The 18,703-nt window shown below is 39.9% G+C and carries 19 protein-coding genes; 6 read left to right on the forward strand and 13 right to left on the reverse strand.

What is annotated here, in order from left to right; genetic code table 11:
• Position 1 precedes the first annotated feature (1 nt).
• Positions 2-691 carry a response regulator transcription factor gene (locus RYX56_RS04530; RefSeq protein WP_317120944.1) on the reverse strand — a complete coding sequence of 230 codons (690 nt, stop codon included), beginning with the start codon at positions 689-691 and terminating at the stop codon, positions 2-4.
• Between the two features lie 232 nt (positions 692-923).
• Between RYX56_RS04530 and RYX56_RS04535 the strand changes: the two genes are divergently transcribed.
• Entirely contained in the window at positions 924-1,403 is a 480-nt protein-coding gene (locus tag RYX56_RS04535; RefSeq protein WP_317120945.1) for a hypothetical protein, read from the forward strand.
• Between the two features lie 20 nt (positions 1,404-1,423).
• Here the strand turns inward: RYX56_RS04535 and RYX56_RS04540 are convergent, their stop codons facing one another.
• The 7 genes from RYX56_RS04540 to RYX56_RS04570 all read right to left on the reverse strand — a co-directional run bounded on the left by RYX56_RS04540 (position 1,424) and on the right by RYX56_RS04570 (position 9,427).
• Positions 1,424-2,320 (reverse strand): F510_1955 family glycosylhydrolase, encoded by an 897-nt coding sequence (locus RYX56_RS04540; RefSeq protein WP_317120946.1) that lies wholly within the window; start codon positions 2,318-2,320, stop codon positions 1,424-1,426.
• 15 nt (positions 2,321-2,335) lie between these two features.
• On the reverse strand, positions 2,336-3,676 hold the full coding sequence (locus RYX56_RS04545) for a cell wall-binding repeat-containing protein (protein ID WP_317120947.1): 1,341 nt from the start codon (positions 3,674-3,676) through the stop codon (positions 2,336-2,338).
• Positions 3,677-3,788: 112 nt separating this feature from the next.
• On the reverse strand, positions 3,789-5,093 hold the full coding sequence (locus RYX56_RS04550) for a protoglobin domain-containing protein (RefSeq protein WP_317120948.1): 1,305 nt from the start codon (positions 5,091-5,093) through the stop codon (positions 3,789-3,791).
• A 187-nt stretch (positions 5,094-5,280) separates the two neighbouring features.
• Positions 5,281-6,048, reverse strand: coding sequence for a 3-hydroxyacyl-CoA dehydrogenase (locus RYX56_RS04555; protein WP_317120949.1), 768 nt, complete (start codon positions 6,046-6,048; stop codon positions 5,281-5,283).
• Positions 6,049-6,066: 18 nt separating this feature from the next.
• Positions 6,067-7,218 (reverse strand): thiolase family protein, encoded by a 1,152-nt coding sequence (locus RYX56_RS04560; RefSeq protein ID WP_317120950.1) that lies wholly within the window; start codon positions 7,216-7,218, stop codon positions 6,067-6,069.
• Complete coding sequence (locus tag RYX56_RS04565) at positions 7,215-8,279, reverse strand: CaiB/BaiF CoA transferase family protein (RefSeq protein WP_317120951.1); 1,065 nt, start codon at positions 8,277-8,279, stop codon at positions 7,215-7,217. The genes RYX56_RS04560 and RYX56_RS04565 overlap by 4 nt, the downstream gene beginning before the upstream one ends.
• Positions 8,279-9,427 (reverse strand): acyl-CoA dehydrogenase family protein, encoded by a 1,149-nt coding sequence (locus RYX56_RS04570; protein ID WP_317120952.1) that lies wholly within the window; start codon positions 9,425-9,427, stop codon positions 8,279-8,281. The genes RYX56_RS04565 and RYX56_RS04570 overlap by 1 nt, the downstream gene beginning before the upstream one ends.
• Positions 9,428-9,784: 357 nt before the next feature.
• On the opposite strand from RYX56_RS04570, the gene safA reads away from it, so the two are divergent.
• The 4 genes from safA to RYX56_RS04590 all read left to right on the forward strand — a co-directional run bounded on the left by safA (position 9,785) and on the right by RYX56_RS04590 (position 12,978).
• Positions 9,785-10,411 (forward strand): SafA/ExsA family spore coat assembly protein, encoded by a 627-nt coding sequence (gene safA / locus RYX56_RS04575; RefSeq protein WP_317120953.1) that lies wholly within the window; start codon positions 9,785-9,787, stop codon positions 10,409-10,411.
• A gap of 180 nt (positions 10,412-10,591) precedes the next feature.
• Positions 10,592-11,665: a glycosyltransferase family 2 protein gene (locus RYX56_RS04580; RefSeq protein ID WP_317120954.1), complete on the forward strand. Its 1,074-nt coding sequence runs from the start codon at positions 10,592-10,594 to the stop codon at positions 11,663-11,665.
• A gap of 95 nt (positions 11,666-11,760) precedes the next feature.
• Positions 11,761-12,066: a protein YxiS gene (gene yxiS / locus RYX56_RS04585; protein WP_317120955.1), complete on the forward strand. Its 306-nt coding sequence runs from the start codon at positions 11,761-11,763 to the stop codon at positions 12,064-12,066.
• Between the two features lie 102 nt (positions 12,067-12,168).
• Positions 12,169-12,978 (forward strand): hypothetical protein, encoded by an 810-nt coding sequence (locus RYX56_RS04590; RefSeq protein ID WP_317120956.1) that lies wholly within the window; start codon positions 12,169-12,171, stop codon positions 12,976-12,978.
• Positions 12,979-13,020: 42 nt separating this feature from the next.
• Here the strand turns inward: RYX56_RS04590 and RYX56_RS04595 are convergent, their stop codons facing one another.
• A complete protein-coding gene (locus tag RYX56_RS04595; protein ID WP_317120957.1) occupies positions 13,021-14,169 on the reverse strand; it encodes a GNAT family N-acetyltransferase in 1,149 nt (382 codons plus the stop codon).
• A 180-nt stretch (positions 14,170-14,349) separates the two neighbouring features.
• On the opposite strand from RYX56_RS04595, the gene RYX56_RS04600 reads away from it, so the two are divergent.
• Positions 14,350-15,174: a Cof-type HAD-IIB family hydrolase gene (locus tag RYX56_RS04600; RefSeq protein WP_317120958.1), complete on the forward strand. Its 825-nt coding sequence runs from the start codon at positions 14,350-14,352 to the stop codon at positions 15,172-15,174.
• A 17-nt stretch (positions 15,175-15,191) separates the two neighbouring features.
• On the opposite strand, the gene RYX56_RS04605 is transcribed toward RYX56_RS04600, so the two are convergent.
• The 4 genes from RYX56_RS04605 to RYX56_RS04620 form a co-directional block, all read right to left on the reverse strand.
• Positions 15,192-15,971, reverse strand: coding sequence for an exodeoxyribonuclease III (locus RYX56_RS04605; protein ID WP_317120959.1), 780 nt, complete (start codon positions 15,969-15,971; stop codon positions 15,192-15,194).
• An 85-nt stretch (positions 15,972-16,056) separates the two neighbouring features.
• Complete coding sequence (locus RYX56_RS04610) at positions 16,057-17,337, reverse strand: peptidase (RefSeq protein ID WP_439108452.1); 1,281 nt, start codon at positions 17,335-17,337, stop codon at positions 16,057-16,059.
• A gap of 14 nt (positions 17,338-17,351) precedes the next feature.
• Complete coding sequence (locus RYX56_RS04615) at positions 17,352-18,017, reverse strand: 3-oxoacid CoA-transferase subunit B (protein WP_317120960.1); 666 nt, start codon at positions 18,015-18,017, stop codon at positions 17,352-17,354.
• Positions 18,002-18,697 carry a CoA transferase subunit A gene (locus RYX56_RS04620; protein WP_317120961.1) on the reverse strand — a complete coding sequence of 232 codons (696 nt, stop codon included), beginning with the start codon at positions 18,695-18,697 and terminating at the stop codon, positions 18,002-18,004. Before RYX56_RS04620 ends, RYX56_RS04615 begins: the two co-directional genes overlap by 16 nt.
• Between the last annotated feature and the right edge of the window lie 6 nt (positions 18,698-18,703).

Raw genomic sequence — 18,703 nt, forward strand, 5'->3', positions numbered from 1 at the left:
CTTATTCCCCCCTCTCTACAGGCATCTTATACCCTACTCCCCACACGGTTTCAATTAAAGGTCTCGGAAGCCCAACCTTATTTAATTTATCTCTAATATGCTTAATATGAACATCCACATTCCGGTTAAAACGATCCTCTTCCTCCCATTCAAGAGTGAGAAGTTGATCACGTGTATACACCCGCCCTGGGTAATTAAAGAACCGTGAAAACAATTGATATTCTTTATTCGTGAAAGGAATTACTTGACCTTTATAGGTAAACACACGTTGCAGTGAATCACGTTTCACATCAAATCTAACGATGGTAGAAAGCTCTTCAACTAGATGCTGAGTTCGCTTGATGACAGAGTCTACTCTAGCTTTTAATTCTCTAGGCTCAAATGGTTTTGTAATAAAATCATAAGCACCCAGCTCGAGTCCACGCACGACAGCATCCGTTTCATCTATTGCTGTGATTAAAATAACGGGTATGTTTTTATTTAATTCATTCATATAGGATAAAAAATCATAACCTGTCATCTCTGGCATCATAATATCCAATAATATGAGATGGATCGTTTCGCCTTCAAGTAAAGGTTTTGCCTCAATGGCACTGGTTAAACATGTGATCTGATAATCGCTTGACTGAATACAGACTTCGAGCAGTTTTTGCATTTGCTTCTCATCATCAATAATTAAAATCTTCTTCATCTTATCCTCACACTTTCTCCTAATTACGATTTTATGACATAATTATTTCACTTTTATAATACTAGTGTACAAACTACAGGTACCTTCGAGAGATGTTCATACTACATAGAGAGGAGAAATCTTCATGCACTGGATTATAATATGTCTCCTAATCATCTTGCTATCTATTATTGCCTTCATAGTCTTTTCTTTTAGACGATCTATATCAAATATGTTTGGGATGTGCTTGGCTATGGCTATCGGCATGCTTATAGGTCTAGCTGGCGGGACTGTACTCGGTCTACTGTTTGCTGATTCCTTTTTCGAAGTAACAATTTTAAGTATGTTTATCGGGGCTTTACTAGGTGTTTTATTCGGTTACCCCTTCTCACTTGTTGCAGTTATTGATGGCTTTATCTCTGGGTTAATGGGTGGAATGATGGGAACCATGCTTGCCGTTATGGTACCTCTTGAGCATAGCTTACCATTATCTCAAGTCATGTTGCTGCTTTTATTCGGTACGCTATTTATCGTTTATTTAGCCTTGACTTCAGAAATTAAAAACAAAGTTCAGAAGTCTTTTGCGCTCAAGCCTGTTTGGTATTTTTTATTAGTGTGCATCAGTTTTGTCTGTATTCATTTTATGGAAACACCAGGTTCAAGTCCTAATAAAGAACCTCACTCAAATCACCACCATGCCCAAAAAATAACTGACCATTTAGAACATGTCTAAATGGTCAGTTTTAAGCTTCGTTATTGATTAATATTCCCATTTTCAGCTAACTTCGACCATGAGTCCCCTAAATCATTCGTATGATAAATCGCTTCTTGCATCGATCCTAAAATGATCTCATTTTCTTGATCAGGGTTCTGACTGATGTAGGAAATCATATCATTCTCTAAAGTAAAGTCCAATGACTCCCATGTTTGACCAAAATCTGTACTATAATATAAGCCTTCTAATTCGCCAACAAAATAACCAATTAGCTCTTCGGTTTCTCCATTTAGTGATTCAAGAGCTGTGGCGGTTGACTCACTTTCCATTTCTTCCCATGTTCTTCCGCTATCGAGAGAAAGATACACTCCCTCTTCCGTACCTGCTAGTACGTGACTAGAAAATTGCGGATGAGACGTTAAACTGTACGTTTGGCCGATTGGTTCAGGTAACCCTTCTGTTTCCACCTGCTCCCAATTATAACCACCGTCTTCAGAGTGATAGAAGTGTGAATGATAGGCATCTATGGCATAGATTTGATTTGTATCGCCTTTATTTGCATGAAGGAGATGAAAATCTACTTCCGTATATAAGGAAATCGGCTCCCATGTTTCACCTGAATCTGTACTCTTCATCAACCCGAGAGGATCTTCTAAATCAGATGCATGACTCGGGTGTCCGCTTGAGAGCATCGTATCTTCATCAATGATCGTAAAGCCCATAAAATCATGTTGCTCCTTCTCATTATTTACATTGATCCATTTCCCTTGGGTATGTTTAATTAATCCATGATGAGTCGCTATATAGAAAGCATCTTCATTGTGAGCATATTCTAGCCCATGTATGTGAGAAAAACCCTCCACTTCATTTCCTGCTTCTGAACATCCAACGAGGATACTCAATAAACCTACTCCTGCTAAAAACCATTTTTTCATTATATTCTCCTTTAATTAATGATTACCATGACCGTCTCCATCAGCCGAGACAATCTCTAGCTTTTCATCTAGTATTCCTTGTGTTTTAAATGATATTGTATCAAACTCACCTAGAACATATCCATGATTATAAGGTCCTTCTGTTGGATCATGATGAAAAACTGGCTTCACTTTTGCTAAATATTGATACAGATCATCTTTAATTTGCCCTTCATCAAGCCATATCAACGGAGCATGTTTTCCTAAATGGGCAAAAGGAGCAGCCGTAATCGCAAGTTCTGCTGATGCAGTTGATGCAAATACAAAACCATGCCCCGGTTCTGTGATACCCCAGCCAAAATCTGTACTTTCATCTTTGTAAGATGCCATTGCAATCGATTGACTCACTGCATTGTTACCTTCAATTCGTTCTACTTCCCCGTACTCATTAAGCTCATCTATCACTTCGTCTCTGATCACGTTCTCTGAGCCTAGTACATACATTTTAGCTGTACCCTCACGTAAAGCCAATGCCTCTTTTGTTTCTTCTGGAATCCCATCACTGCTTACATACAGAAGTGATTCATTCATATGCGAGATCCAGTTTGCTGCTGTGATCGTATATTCTTTTGCAGATTCATCCATTGATCCAATAATAACAGCTTCTTCTATATGATCAATTGTCTTTGAAAACTCTTCTTCTACCTTTTGAGCGAAAGCAGCTGGGTTGGCTGCCTGAATTGTTTTAATCTTGAATTCAGTTAATTTATCTAACTCCGTTTCTTCGATATTCCCAACTACTAGTACTTCAATTCCTTCATTATTACCTTTAGGCTGCAGTCGGTTTAACTCATTCATTACATCTTCATTTATTTCTTCGTCATAATAAAGAATCGGGCCATCATTAGGATGATGGACGAGAGTAAGGGCAGCTAATGAGTACTGCCATTCATTTAAAGGAGCTAAAATAACTGTACCTGGCTGATTTTCCTCATGAGTAGATGGCCATATCATCTGTGAAACCATAATCGACATCGTTAATGGATTGTCATCATCTAATCGTGTGATGTTTTTCGTATTTGATACCATCAGTTGTTGTTCTGATCCCTCGTTAAAAGCAGACGGTTCATTGGCATATTGCTCTTTATCTGCTGCGACTCCGCTATGATTTTGATGATCGTCTTGATCCATGTCCGTTGTTTGATTATGGTCCATATCATCATGAGACATCTCACCGTTGTCTTCCATATGCTCTTCAGCTTCCTCTTGCCCATGGTGATTCATATTCTCGTGATCACCCTCTGTATCGTTAGTGCAACCTGCCATTAATAGAGAACTTCCTACCAAAGCAGACGTTAGCAAAGTTATTGTCTTCATCTTTTCACCCTCTTTTTGATTTGATCCTACTATACATAATAAATATTAAAATTTAATTAAGAAACGGAAGAAAAAAACTCTTCTAAAGAATACACTTTAGAAGAGTTTTCGCTTAATCAAGATGATTTGTTATTAAGTTTAATTCATTTGCTGTTGTAGCCAGTTGATAGACCGCGTCATTAATTTCTTCTATAACAAGAGCAATCTTTTTGATCTCTACGTCAACATTTCCATTTTGTTCTTTTGCCGTTTCTGTTTGGTGAACAATTCGATCAAAAAATTCATTAGTACTAGACAATCCATTGGCACTATTTTTAACGAGATCATCTATTTCTGACACATATGAAGAAACAGAGCCGATCCGTTCTTTCGTGGAAACAATTAAACCTGAAACTTCACTTACTGAAGCTTTTGTTTGTTCAGCAAGTTTTCGTACCTCACTTGCAACAACTGAGAACCCTTTACCCATCTCACCTGCTCGTGCTGCTTCAATTGCTGCATTTAATGCAAGTAAATTGGTCTGATCAGCAATCGACTGAACTAGGCTAACAATATCGTTGATTTTCTCAGACACATCTTTAAGTAACTCCATTTCACTCGAGATCTTCTCCATGTTCTGATCAATTTCTTTTACTTTTAAGTATTGTTCTTGGAGTTTTTCTTTACCTTCTTTAGATAATGACTCGACTTGAATGGATGCGCTCGTTCCTTCTGTGCTGTAGCGATGAACATCTTCAGATTTAGATTTTAATTCATCAATAGAGGCACTTGTTTCCTCTGAAATCGCAGCTAATTCTTCGGCGGTCACATTTACTTTTGCTTGTAAATTGTGTCGTTCTTCAATCTCTTTTTGACGATTCCGTTCGTTCTCATTTTCATATGCTTCTAAAACAAGCTGTTGTTCAATGTTTAAAATTTTAGAAACAGATAAAATCGCATCTAAACATTGAGTTGGATCTGTTGAGTGCTCTTTAAGCATGGTTGTGATTGATAAAAATAAATCCTGAAACGCACACATATACCATTTCGGTTCAAGACCGATGACGACGTGAGCGTGGGCAATTCGGTTTCTTTGTTCGACGAAAGCTGCATCAATCGTTCCAGCAAACATTTCTTCAATATGCTTTGTGAGCGTTCTCTTTAAGCGATCCACCGTGCTATGATCTTTAATAATCGTTGTCAGTGTGGGATTTTGATAAAGATTTTTATAAAAATTGTCAACAATCTCGTCAATATGATCATGAATCAATGGTTGAATCATTTTTATGCGAACAAGATCTTCCTTATCTAAATCAATCATCCTTAATTGAAGGGCAACTTCCTCTGACACATCAATCTTCACTTCATCTAGAGTTGGTTCAACCAAAGCTTCTAATGTATCCATTTGTTTTTTTCTATGTCTGAATAGCTGTTTCAACGTCCGTTTCTCCCCTTATATCCATCTTAATTATCAAAAAACCTACAAAATACACAATACATAAGACCTAAACCTTTTCTATCTTACACCATTCTCTTCCATTTGAATATAAGACTTTTCTATGTAAATTGAAGAATTAGTGAAAATAAAAAGGTAGAGTGTGCTTGCACTCTACCTTTACTGAGGCTTATTTCATTTGCATGCGAATCGCCCCATCTAGCCGAATCACTTCTCCATTTAGCATCGGGTTCACCATGATTTGTTCCACTAGCTGGGCGTATTCTGTTGGTTGACCAAGTCGATTCGGAAAAGGGGTCATTTTACCTAGAGATTCACGTGCAGCATCTGGTAAGGTCGCAAACATCGGTGTCTCAAAAATACCAGGGGCAATGCTCATCACGCGGATGCCATGAGAGGCTAACTCTCTAGCTAGCGGTAAGGTCATACTAACGATTCCACCCTTTGAAGCCGCATAGGCTGCTTGCCCAATCTGTCCATCAAATGCTGCGACAGATGCTGTATTCACTATGATGCCACGCTCTCCTTCACGATTCGGTTCATTGTCTTTCATAACCTCCGCTACGTGTTGAATCATCGAAAAACTACCGATTAGATTTACATTCATCACTTTTTTAAACGTTTCAATACCATGAATGCCACTCTTCCCTACTACTTTTTTGGCTTTACCGATACCAGCACAATTGATCAAACCGTGCACTGCTTGAAAGGTAGTAACAGCGTGCTCCACTGCTTGTTTTGCATTGGCATCATTCGTCACATCCGTTTTGATAAAGCTGACCTGATCACCTAGTTCATTGATAAGCTCCGTTCCTTTTTGCTCATCTACATCAACGATGACAGCATTCCCACCGTTTTTAACAATCATTCGAACTGTCGCTTCCCCAAGACCAGAAGAACCACCTGTTACAAGAAAGGTTTTATTTTTAATTCTCATTAATCTGCTCCTCCCTCTTTAGTCCAGTCTCTCAATGATCGTTGCATTTGCCATACCGAATCCTTCACAAATCGCTTGCAGGCCATATCGTTTACCTGTGCGCTCAAGCTCGTGCAATAACGTGATCATCACACGGGCACCACTTGCTCCTAGTGGATGTCCAAGCGCAATCGCACCACCATTAGGATTTAATTTTTTTAGATCAGCCCCTACTTCTTTTGCCCAAATAAGAGGAACCGGTGCAAATGCTTCGTTCACTTCATACAGATCCATATCTTCAATCGTTAACCCGGCTTTTTGAAGGACTTTTTCAGTAGCAGGGATGGGTCCAGTTAGCATTAATGTTGGATCTGAACCAACAACACTCCTTGCAATAATACGGCATCTCGGTTTAAGGCCTAGTGCCTCTGCTTTCTCTCTCGACATTAATAAAATCGCAGCTGCGCCATCACTCATTTGACTTGCATTTCCAGCTGTAATCGTCCCATCTTCTTTAAAGACCTTTTTCAGCGATTGAAGAGCTTCGATCGTCGTAGCAGCACGTGGTCCCTCATCTTTTGCTAAATGAATCTCAGTCCCATCTTCTCCTGTGTATTGAACAGGCATTACTTCTCTTTCAAAGTGACCTGCTTCCCATGCATGAACAGCTTTTTGATGACTTTGAAGGGCAAATTGATCCAGTTCTTCTTTTGTTAATCCCCATTTTTCAACCATGCGCTCAGCGGACATTCCTTGATGCAAGAGCTCATATTTGTCGCTTAACTTCTTGCTGTAAGTCGTTCCTTGTGTATTTGAAAACATTGGTACACGTGTCATATGCTCCACCCCTGCTGCGACCACGACATCCATATCTCCACTTGCAATCGCTTGAGCGGCAAAATGAACGGCTTGTTGACTCGATCCGCATTGACGGTCTATTGTCACACCCGGTACTTCAATCGGATATCCAGCAATTAATGCTGCAGCACGTGCAATGTCTGGTGATTGCTCTCCAACTTGTGAAACACAACCTGCAATGACATCTTCAATGATGCTCGTGTCAATTTGAGTTCGATCGATTAATTCCTTTAATGGAAGAGCCAGTAATTCATCAGCACGAATAGTTGAATAAGCTCCCTTTCTCTTTCCAAGTGGTGTTCTGACAGCTTCTACAATCACAACTTCTCTCATATGAAGCGTTCCTCCCTTTTTAACGTTCGTATTGGTGTCGTCCTAACTCTTGTGCGATGATCTGGTAAACGATCCATTAATCCTCTTTCCTTAAGAAGTGGAGCTTCAATTCCTTCAGCCGTTGTATAAACAGGTGCAAGACAACAATCAACCCTTAAACTAAACTCACACCACTCGTCAAAGGTTCTACTTTTAAAGAGCTCAATGACATCAGCAGAGATGGAACCTTCTTGGTCATGACGATCTTGCCCTTTTGATAGCCAGTTTGGCTGGTCCACTTCAATACATAATTGATTCCAAAACTTCTTTTCTAAAGCGCCTAAAGCCATAAAACGCCCATCTTTTGTTTCATATATGGAATAGCAAACATACTGACCGTTCAGTTCGTCTACCCCGTCAGGACGCTTTGTCTCTCGGTAAATTAAATCATGCGCACCAAGCATCGCATGGAGGGGATCTGTTAAACTAAGATCTATATAGCAACCTTTATTCGTAAGCCCCCTGTTAACTAGAGCAGCGAGGATTTGTTCGCTCGCATACATGCCACCAATATAGTCTGCAAATTGGATTTTCGGATGAATCGGTCTACCTTCTTTATCCGTTAATAAAGAGAGGAAGCCTGTTTCAGCCATATAATTAATGTCATGACTCCCTAACCCTTTTTTATGCTCCGTCTCTTGGCCATAGCCTGAAATCGAACAATAGATAATGGTTCGATTCACTTTTTTTACTTGCTCATAACTAAGACCGAATTTCTCCATAACTCCAGGTCGATACGATTCAATCACCACATCTGCCTGTTCAATCATTTTCATTACTTTATCTTGATCGGCTTTATCTTTTAAGTTTAGATGGGTCGATTGCTTATTCCAATTTGTAGCAGAGTAGATGACTCCCTCGCCTTCATGCATCGTTGATAAATGAAGAGCTGGATCTCCATTTGGTGGTTCAATTTTCGTGATCGTTGCCCCCATGTTACCGAGTCGCAGTGTGGCATAAGGTCCAGGAAGGTAATTCGTAAAATCAATCACTTGAATCGAGTCGAGCATATTCTTCATCATCACAACCCCATCTTTTTGGCAATAATGGACTTCATGATTTCATTCGTACCGGCATAAATCGCTGATACAGGAATATCACGCGACCTTCTAGCTACCTCGTATTCTTCCATATATCCATAGCCTCCATGTAATTGAACGCATGAGCTAACGACTTCTTTTGCTAAATCTGTGAGCCAATACTTAGCCATGGATACTTCTTTCACGACATCTTCTTGATTCATATGTCTTTCGACTAGGGAATCTAGGAAAGTGCGACCGATTTCTATTTTTGTGGCAAGTTCCACTAGAGTGAATTGGTTATGTTGAAAACTTCCTATTGGTTTTCCGAATGCTTTTCGCTCTTTTACATAGTCTAGTGTTAATTCTAGCGTTCGTTCTGCCGAGACAATCGCAGCAATCGCGACAATTAATCGCTCTTGTTGTAATTGTTCCATTAAATAATAGAAACCTCTCCCAGCTTCACCTAACAAATTAGCTTTTGGAACCCGTACATCTTCAAACGATAATTCAATCGTATCTTGTGAACGAAGACCGACTTTATCTAGCTTTTTTCCTTTTGTAAAACCTGGTGTATCTGCGTCTATCACTAATAAGCTGATTCCTTTATGGGCAGGTTGGGCTTTGGGGTCAGTCTTACACACAACCACAAATAAATCTCCATGCAAGCCATTTGAAATAAATGTTTTAGAACCGTTTACTACATAGGAGTCGCCGTCTAAAATAGCCGTTGTTTTAATCGCTGCTAGATCAGATCCAGTGCCTGGTTCTGTCATCCCAATCGCTGATACACTTTTACCTGATGTGCAGGAAGGTAACCATCTCTTCTTTTGTTCCGTTGACCCATAATGCCACAAATACGGGACAACCACATCATTATGTAGTGGAACGCCAACTAAGCTTGATCCCACTCGTTCTAATTCTTCGATTAAAACAAAAGAATACCCAAAGTCAGCTTCTCCACCGCCAAATTCTTCTGGCAGCCAAGGACATAATAATCCTTGTTGGCCTAATTTGCCCCATAAGTCTCGTGGGATCAAACCGTCTTTCTCCCATTTTTCATAATGGGGTTTCACTTCTTTTTCAAGAAAGCTGCGAACTGATTTTCTAAAAATAGCATGTTCTTCTTTTAGAAATGTAGCTGTTGACATTGTTAACCACCCCTTCATAAAAACGCTTTCATATTACCTTATACGATCACTCTAGCAAACTTTCCTGTGAACATTTCCCCTACTCATACTAAATAGATTCCATACCGTACAGGATTTTCCTGCTTATTCAACAAAAAACTCATTGTTTTTAAAGTGAATAAAGGAGTTTTTTCCTAAGTAATGACATTTCGTACAATTAAAAACCCATACTATTCTCATAAAGTTATTAGCGTAACCTATTTTAGGTCATCTATAGACCTAATTTTCTTGTTAATCCTAGTAAGCTAGCCAACTATCAGCCTAGAAAGGTAGCAATTACCGCTATACTTACATAGTATACCTACTTATTATAGATTTATGAGACATTTCAAACGATTTACCTCACTCTTATTATTGTCCGTTGCTCTAGTCTTTGGTTTTGGTGGTACAGATGCAGAAGCTTCTACTTCTCATACTGTTTCACAAGGAGATACCATGTGGAAGATTGCTGTTCGCTACCAAGTTGGTGTTAGTGAAATCATTCAAGCTAACCCACAAGTATCAAATCCTAATATGATCTATCCAGGTCAACGTCTTACGATCCCTAGCGCAAGCAGCTATGGTTCGATGGAAGAAGAAGTGGTTCGTCTAGTAAACCAAGAACGTGCAAAACATGGTTTGCAACCTCTTAAAAGTGATTGGGAATTAGCGCGCGTTGCTAGATTTAAATCAGAAGACATGCGTGATAAAAACTACTTCAATCACAATTCACCAACATACGGAAGTCCTCATCAAATGATTCGTAATTTTGGTATTACATACCGCGCGTCAGGTGAGAATATTGCAGCTGGTCAAACGTCAGCTCAAGCTGTATTCAATGCTTGGATGAACAGCACAGGTCACCGTCAAAACATCCTTTCATCCAATTACACACATATCGGTGTAGGCTATGCAAAAGGAGGTTCATACGGTCATTACTGGACACAAATGTTCATTGGTCGCTAAAAAAGGCGAGGGGCTTCCCTCGCTTTTTTTTTGCATAAAAGACATGACTCTCTTGCTTTTGTTCTGATAGGAAACAAGCTATGATAAGGAATGAAAGGAAGTGCTTCATCCATGCTTATGGGGTTATTGCTTTTGGTTTGCCTCTTTTGGTTTGTTATCTTATTGGATGCTTCTATAGGAATGAAGAAAATTGACCGCCTAGAAAATGTACGAATGACTTCTACTGAAATACCACTAATCTCTGTGATTGTAGCTGCTAGAAACGAAGAAAAATCTATATCTAGCAGTATAACCTCACAATTAAATCAAACCTACCCTAACCTTGAGTGGGTTGTCGTCAATGATCGGTCCACTGACTCTACTGGAGATTTAATTGATGCGTTCGTTAAGAAAGACCAAAGAGTGAATGCCGTCCATATAAAAGAATTGGAACCAGGTTGGCTAGGCAAAAATCATGCTCTTTATAAAGGTTTCCTTCGAGCAAATGGGGATTATCTTTTATTTACAGATGCCGATATCATCTACCACCCTGATACGATTGAAAAAGCAATCAGCTATTCTCTCCAACATAAACTCGATCATCTTACGCTAGCCCCTAATATGAATGTAAAACGGTTTTGGCCTAAAGCGTTTATTTCATTTTTCTTGTTTGGATTTTCCTTTTTCAAACGACCATGGATGGCAAATGTTGATAAGAGTAACTCAGCCATTGGCATTGGTGCTTTTAATCTTGTAAGGCGTAGTGCCTATGAAGCTGTAGGAACGCACCTTGCGATAAAAGAACGACCAGATGATGATTTAATGCTTGGAGTTCTTCTTAAACAAAACGGATTCAAGCAAAGAATGGCTACTGCATTAGAACATTTAGAAGTGGAATGGTACTCTACGTTGCGGGAAGCCTTTATCGGCTTAGAGAAGAACACAGTAGCGGGTCTTTATTACCGCTACTCCATGGTTCTTTTAGCAATAAGTGGCGTGTTTGTTACTCATGTGCTCCCTTTTATAACAATCTTTCAATCTGAAGGGATCAATCGCTTTCTATCACTGGCAGCCATCGTATTAATAGGGCTTGTGTATGTACAAACGGTGCAGAAGATGACAAAAGGAGCGCTGAAATCATTACCTGTACTGCCAATCACCGCCCTCCTTTTTATTTATTGCATTAGTCGTGCTGCATGTCTTACATTCATACGTGGAGGAATTATATGGAGAGGCACATTTTACCCAATGAAAGAACTTCGTAAAAAACAATAATAGCGCTTTAACCTATTTATCAGCCATTCTGTATGGGAATTTATCGCTTCTTTCGTTATACTAGCAACATACATATTAATGAAGGAGCATGTTACATGGACAAAAAAGAATTAGAGGAAAAAATCATCGGACAATTTAAACAAGATGAACAAATGATGATTCTTGTGTTTGCTCAGTGGTGTATCAACCATGATCTCGAACCCGCCGAGCTCTATCAACGTGCCTACCCTACACAAGCTGAAAATCCATCATTAAAGCAAGCACTGGATTTAACAGTCCCAAAAGAAGAAGCTGGAGAGATTCATGATGAGACATTATTAGGCGTTCTTTCTTTATTCGGAAATGAGGATTTAGCTTTTGTGGTGACTGAAGAAATGGAAAAGCTCAAAAAACGCAAGTAGCTAGCTACTTGCGTTTTTTGTCGAATGATATTCATTGTTGATTCTCCTGTTTGTGAATATACTAATTGGAAAAAAGAGGTTTTTCCAAAGGGGATAACAACGATGAAGGTTAAAAGGCTCCTCTATACATTAGGCTTTATTGTAAGCGTATCATTGGTCTTAATCATTATTCAAATGAGTCAATTACACTCGTTGAAAAACGAAATCGAGAATGTGCATCATCAAGTGATGGGGACCGATTCAACTATGTCTCAATTATTCTCAGAAGTTCATTCACTTCAAGTGGCTAATCAATGGGTGGGTCATATTGATGTTTCTTTAAGCTACCCTGAAGAATATGAAGCTTCATTTAACGTGACATTAACATGGTCATTTAATGAAATCGAAACAGACGCTTCTGTATTTCTGTTAACGAGAAAACTTGGTGACACTGAATGGAACACAGTAGATGCTATTAATCACGAAGGACTTCATTATGAAGCAACGATCGAAGTTGACCCAAATGAAGAGTATGAATATCAAATTATGTCTAAAGGAGATGTGGCACGGAGTTCAAGTATAGAATACCTTCCATTAGATGCCTATTCTCATCAATCACTCCTATTTGAGAGCAGTGCTTACACACAAGATTCTAATGATACCCTTACTTCCTATGAAGCTACCTTCAGCCAACCAAATAATCAACCTACTTATTTCAAAGTAAAGGAAGCAAAGGCAATCGTAGAATTGGGAGATGGAGAAGTGATCGAAGTTCCTTTGGAAAAGCAACAATACGATCACTATGATCATTGGTCTTTTCAGTTAGATGATACTAATATTTACGAAATCACACTTGATGTGACGTATGGGAATGGTACAAAAGAGAGTGGCATTATCTACCCTGAAGGGGATTATGATCACTCCTTTTACTAAGCAAAAAGCGAACCTGCATCAATGAGGTTCGCTTTTTGCTATTTAAAAGAAATCATAGAAAAAGGGTTGAGTATAGGGAATCAATTTCTCTAGCTCCTCTACTGCTGGGACAGTTCCTTCAATGAGCCCTGCTTCTACTAACTCGGCTGGACGCTTGTAACCGAAACAAATCGTCGCAAGATGTTGAGTCGAGATGTGGATGTCAGCGTCCTCTTCTGTTTCCTTAATTCCCTGATTGGAAAAGACAAACGTTTTGTTATTCCATTGTGCAAACGAATCTGTCACACTCACTCTTAAGGGTTTATTTAATGACTCAACTTTAAATGAGAATTTGCGTATAAACGCTTCCATATCTACAATTCTAACCATAAAATAAGGTTTCACATCGCTCTCAACCCTCGGCTCATCTAAAGAAAAAAACAACGGCTCTTGCTCATGTGTAATCATTTTCACTTCTTCCACCATCGAATCATGCTGACAAATGAAATTCCAAAGGCCAACCCTCGCTTCTGCATTTAGCGGAATAATCTCTTCAATTATCATTTTTGAGTCTTTTATCACATACAACATAAACCCTTTCGCACTTCCGCTCTGGTCATAATAAACAGCGACTTGCTTGTCAATGACAACAGACTTCCACCAAGCAGCATCACGAACGAGCATCCCCGAAAATTGTGAGGCATATCTTTCATAAATAGCGGAAAGATCCGGGTGCTCTCCTTCAGGGGTCCAACGTTTAATCTTGCCAGAGACTTCCCTTTTGCGTTTAAGGTCGCTCTTTTTTAATGTGGTGGTGAGGCGATTCGAAAAGAGTTCCCATCCATACTTCCTGTAAAAAGCGACGTCAAACGGATGTAGCATCGATAGCGTCATTCCTTTTGACTTCATCGCTTCAAGACTATGGCTTAGCAGCGCTTTGACATATCCATTTCGACGGTATTCAGGATAAGTTGCAACACCAGCTATCCCTCCCATTTTCCACTTTTCACCTTGAAGGTACACGTAATGTGGCAAAAGATGCAGTTTAGCAGCGACTTTTTGATCATTAAGAATGCCATAGAGGATTTGATGTTTTTTCATTCGTTCAATCAACTGAGGGATACGTTCTTCTGTGACTTTATACTGAAAGGCATATTCTGATAGATGCATAGCTTCGATGTACTGCTCTTCCTTTAGTGTAATGATATTCATGATTGTTCCTCCACTTATTAAATGTATGTGAGATCTCACTACTTACATTCGATAAGTGGAAACGAATTCCTCTATTTCTCGAGCACTTGTCTTCTACTTGTCTTCTACTTGTCTTCTACCCTACTATTCCGTTATAGTTAATTAGTTAAGAACTAGTGAGTAACGAAAGGAATTTTAAACTTGACTTATAAAATGATCGTACTAGATTTAGATGATACCTTGCTTCAAGATGACCATACCATTTCAGAACGTACTAAAAATGCTCTCATGCAAGCACAAGAAAACGGGGTAAAAGTAGTGTTGGCTTCTGGTCGACCGACATATGGCATGCTTGATATTGCACGTGAATTAAAGCTTGCTGAATACGGAAGTTTTATTCTTGCGTTTAACGGAGCGAAAATTATTAACTGCAAAACCGATGAGGAAATGTATAGTAGTACGCTTAATACAAGTCAACTTCATGAACTCTACCATTTAAGTAAAAGAGAAGATGTTGGCATTCATACGTATATGGGCCAGGAAATTATAACGGAAGCAAATAATCAGTTTACAGAAATAGAAGGTGAGATCACTGGAATGCCTGTGATTGAGGTTGCACGTTTTGTTGAATCAGTAAATCAACCATGTGTAAAAGCGTTAATGGTTGCCGACCCTGATCGTTTAATTAAAGTAGAAAAGAAATTGCAACAGGAACTTAAAGGTCAATTAAGCGTCATGCGTTCTAAGCCTTATTTCTTAGAGTTCACAGAAGATGGGGTCACAAAAGGAACGAGCTTAAATAGCCTGATCAAAACACTTGGCATTGAACGCGAAGAAGTGATTGCTGTAGGTGATAGTTACAATGATCAATCGATGCTTGAATTTGCAGGCTTAGGTGTGGCAATGGGGAATGCTCCAGACGACATTAAAGCAATCGCCAACCACGTAACAGATACAAACATGAATGAGGGGGTTGCAAAGGTCGTAGAAGAATTTATCTTACAGCCAACAGTCTCTGTAATATAATAATAAGACCTCTCATTTTATGAATGAGAGGTCTTATTTGTGTAAGTGGTAAGCTCAAGTCCAATTGGACAATGGTCGCTTCCCATCACGTCTTTATATATGCATGCTTCCTTGATCAAAGGTGCGAGCTGATTTGAAACGATAAAATAATCAATCCGCCACCCAATGTTTCTAGCACGTACATCTCTCATATACGACCACCATGTGAAGGAATCCGTTTGATGAGGATACAGGTGTCTGAAACTATCAACAAATCCCGTTTGCAGCAGAGTGGACATTTTGCCCCGTTCCTCCACAGTGAAACCTGATTTCCCTTTATTTGCGCGAGCATTTTTAACATCGATTTCCTCATGCGCAACATTTAAATCGCCACAATAAATGACTGGCTTTTCTTCATTTAATTGGAGTAAGTAGTCTCTAAGAGCATCTTCCCACATAAGGCGCTCGGGCAGGCGAGTGAGGTCACGCTTTGCATTAATCGTATAAACGTTCACAAGATAAAAGGAATCAAACTCTAGGGTAATGATACGTCCCTCATCTTCAACCACATTCTCTCCCACACCGTACCAAACAGAAAGTGGCTTCATTTTTGTAAAGACAGCAGTACCAGAATACCCTTTTTTTAATGCATAATTCCAAAATTGATGAAATCCTGGTAAATCTAGCTCAATCTGACCCTCTTGCAATTTTGTTTCTTGCAAGCAGACGATATCAGCATCTTGCTCATGAAAGAAATCCAAAAAACCTTTACGCACACAGGCACGTAATCCATTAACATTCCACGAAATCAGTTTCATCTATTACTCACGATCTCCTTTTCTTTTCCCTTATCAAATCGTAGCATAGATTAAGAGTGATTGAAAAGAAGCAGTCTTGATAGATTTATTTTGACACTTCACACCAGTCAATAATGGTCTCAGCTATAATTTCAGCACAAGTAAAAATATCCTCAAGCATAATGTATTCATTTGGAAAGTGAGCTTTCTCTGTCACACCTGGTCCAAACACAATCGTTGGTATCTGACCAATTTCCGTTAATAAGCCTCCATCAGTACCCCAAGGTGACGCTTCAATCGTTGCTTCTCGTCCAGTCACATCCTCATACTTCTCGCTAAGTAGCTTCATAAAGGCATGCTCAGGTTCAAGCGAACCCGGAAGCCATCTCGCACCAAACCACTCTAATGTAGGTGGATGCTCGCTAAACCACGCATCAGCCTCAGGCAATGCTTCAATCCATTGTTTCATTTCCTTTTTGGCCTCATCAATGGTTTCTTCAGGCGAAACACCAAACCTTCCTTCGATTGTCACTATATCAGGTACTGAAGATGGCCATTCTCCCCCATAGATTTTTCCTATATTAATTGGAATCGGAATCGGGATGTTTTTATAAAGAGGATCTGTAATACGTGCATTTCGAACACGCTCTAACTCTCTAATATGCTCGACCACGACTAGACTTTTCTCAATTGCACTTACACCTGCATAGCGAGTTCCACCGTGCGCAGAAAGTCCTTTTATATGCATCTTAAACCACATCGAGCCTTGCTGCTTAGGAAAAAACTTCATGTTCGTCGGTTCAGGTATGATGGCTGCATCTGCCTTATAGCCTCGAAGTAATGTCGCTAGGGTTCCGCATCCGCCGCTTTCTTCTTCTATCACACTTTGAAAAATCACATCGCCCTTTAATTCGATGCCAGCAGCTTGAATCGCTTGCATCGCAAGAAGAAGTGCTACATTACCCCCCTTCATATCCGTTACCCCACGGCCGAACATTTTCCCCTCTTTGACGATTCCACTAAAGGGATGGTCCGTCCATTGTGTTTTATCTCCTGCTGGCACGACATCAATATGTCCATTTAAAATGATCGACCGGCCACCACCTTTTCCTTTCATGACCCCCACGACATTCGGGCTTCCTGTAAATTCTTCTCTTGAAGAGGCAAAATACCGATGCCCTTTTAACTCTGCTCCATCGGGCTCCCACACATCCACGTCTAGCCCCATCTCTTGTAACGTCTCAATCACTAACGTTTGGGCGTAGCGCTCATTTCCCTGTGTGCTCTCTGCTTGCACAAATGACCGCAATAACTGAATGATTTCATTTTTTTTGGAATGAATCGATGCTTGAATTTTTCTTTTCATATCAGCTTGTTGCTTAGACATAACCGTTCCTCCCTTCACGTTTCAATCGTCTTTATCGTTTCACCTACCAAGAGCTCGACACCTGTTGCATCAAGCACATCTTGTATAGTATGTGGGGAAATCACCTCTTTTAATAGGAGCCCATCATCCGTTACTTCAATTACAGCCATATCGGTAATAATTAGGGATACACATTGTTTGGCTGTCAGGGGAAAGGTGCACTCTTGGACAATTTTCGGTTGACCGTCTTTACTTGTATGATTCATTAAGACGACCACTTTTTTTGCTTTTTGGGCAAGCTCCATTGCTCCACCTATACCGGGTACTCGCTTCCCTGGTACGATCCAATTAGCCAAATCTCCCTTTGCACTCACTTCAAGCCCTCCAAGAAAAGTCATATCTAAGTATCCTGAACGAATCATTCCAAACGCGATCGCACTATCAAAATAAGAAGCTCCTCTAACCGTTGTGACTGGGTATCCTGCAGCATTACATAAAGTGGCATCTTCAGCCCCTTTACCAGGAGATGGTCCCATTCCGAGTACACCATTTTCAGCATGGAAGAGAACGTCTATTTCTTCAGAGACATGGTTAGCAACGAGCGAGGGTATCCCTATTCCTAAATTCACAATCATGCCTGACTTAATTTCCAGTGCTGCTCGCTTAGCCATTTGATTTCGTATATCTACTCCCATACCCATTGCCAATCCACCCCTTTACTCTGAATGATGAGATCGACAAAAATACCAGGTGTAATAATTTCTGTGGGATCTAGCTCACCCATTTCGACGATCTCTTCAACCTCAGCGATTGTGAATGTCCCTGCCATTGCTACTAATGGATTTGTATTTCTGGCACTCGTTTCATAAATTAAATTCCCAAACCGATCAGCTTTTTTGGCATAAACAATCGATACATCAGCTCGTAAGGCTGTTTCGAGTAAATATTCTTTATCGTTAAGGACGACTTTCTCTTTTCCTTCCTCAACCATACTTCCAATCCCAACATCCGTTAAAAAAGCAGGGATCCCGACTCCCCCTGCTCGGATTCGTTCTGCTAACGTTCCCTGAGGGGAAAATTCAACCTCAAGCTCTCCATCCACCATTTGCTGCCCGGCTAGTGGATTAGAACCGATATGAGAAGCAATGATCTTTTTTGCTTGTTTATGTTTAATTAATTGTCCAATTCCAATGTTCGGAAAGGCGGTATCATTTCCAATTAACGTTAGGTCCTTCACGCCTTTTTCTACGATTCCTTTGATGAGGGTTGGTGGGTTGCCAATTCCACCAAACCCACCAAACATTACCGTCGAACCATCATGAATGACAGCTAATGCATCCTCTATTTGCCCTACCTTATTTAATGATTTTTTCTGAAGCATGCACAC

Source organism: Alkalihalophilus lindianensis (assembly GCF_032843265.1).
GTDB lineage: Bacteria > Bacillota > Bacilli > Bacillales > Bacillaceae_D > Alkalihalophilus > Alkalihalophilus lindianensis.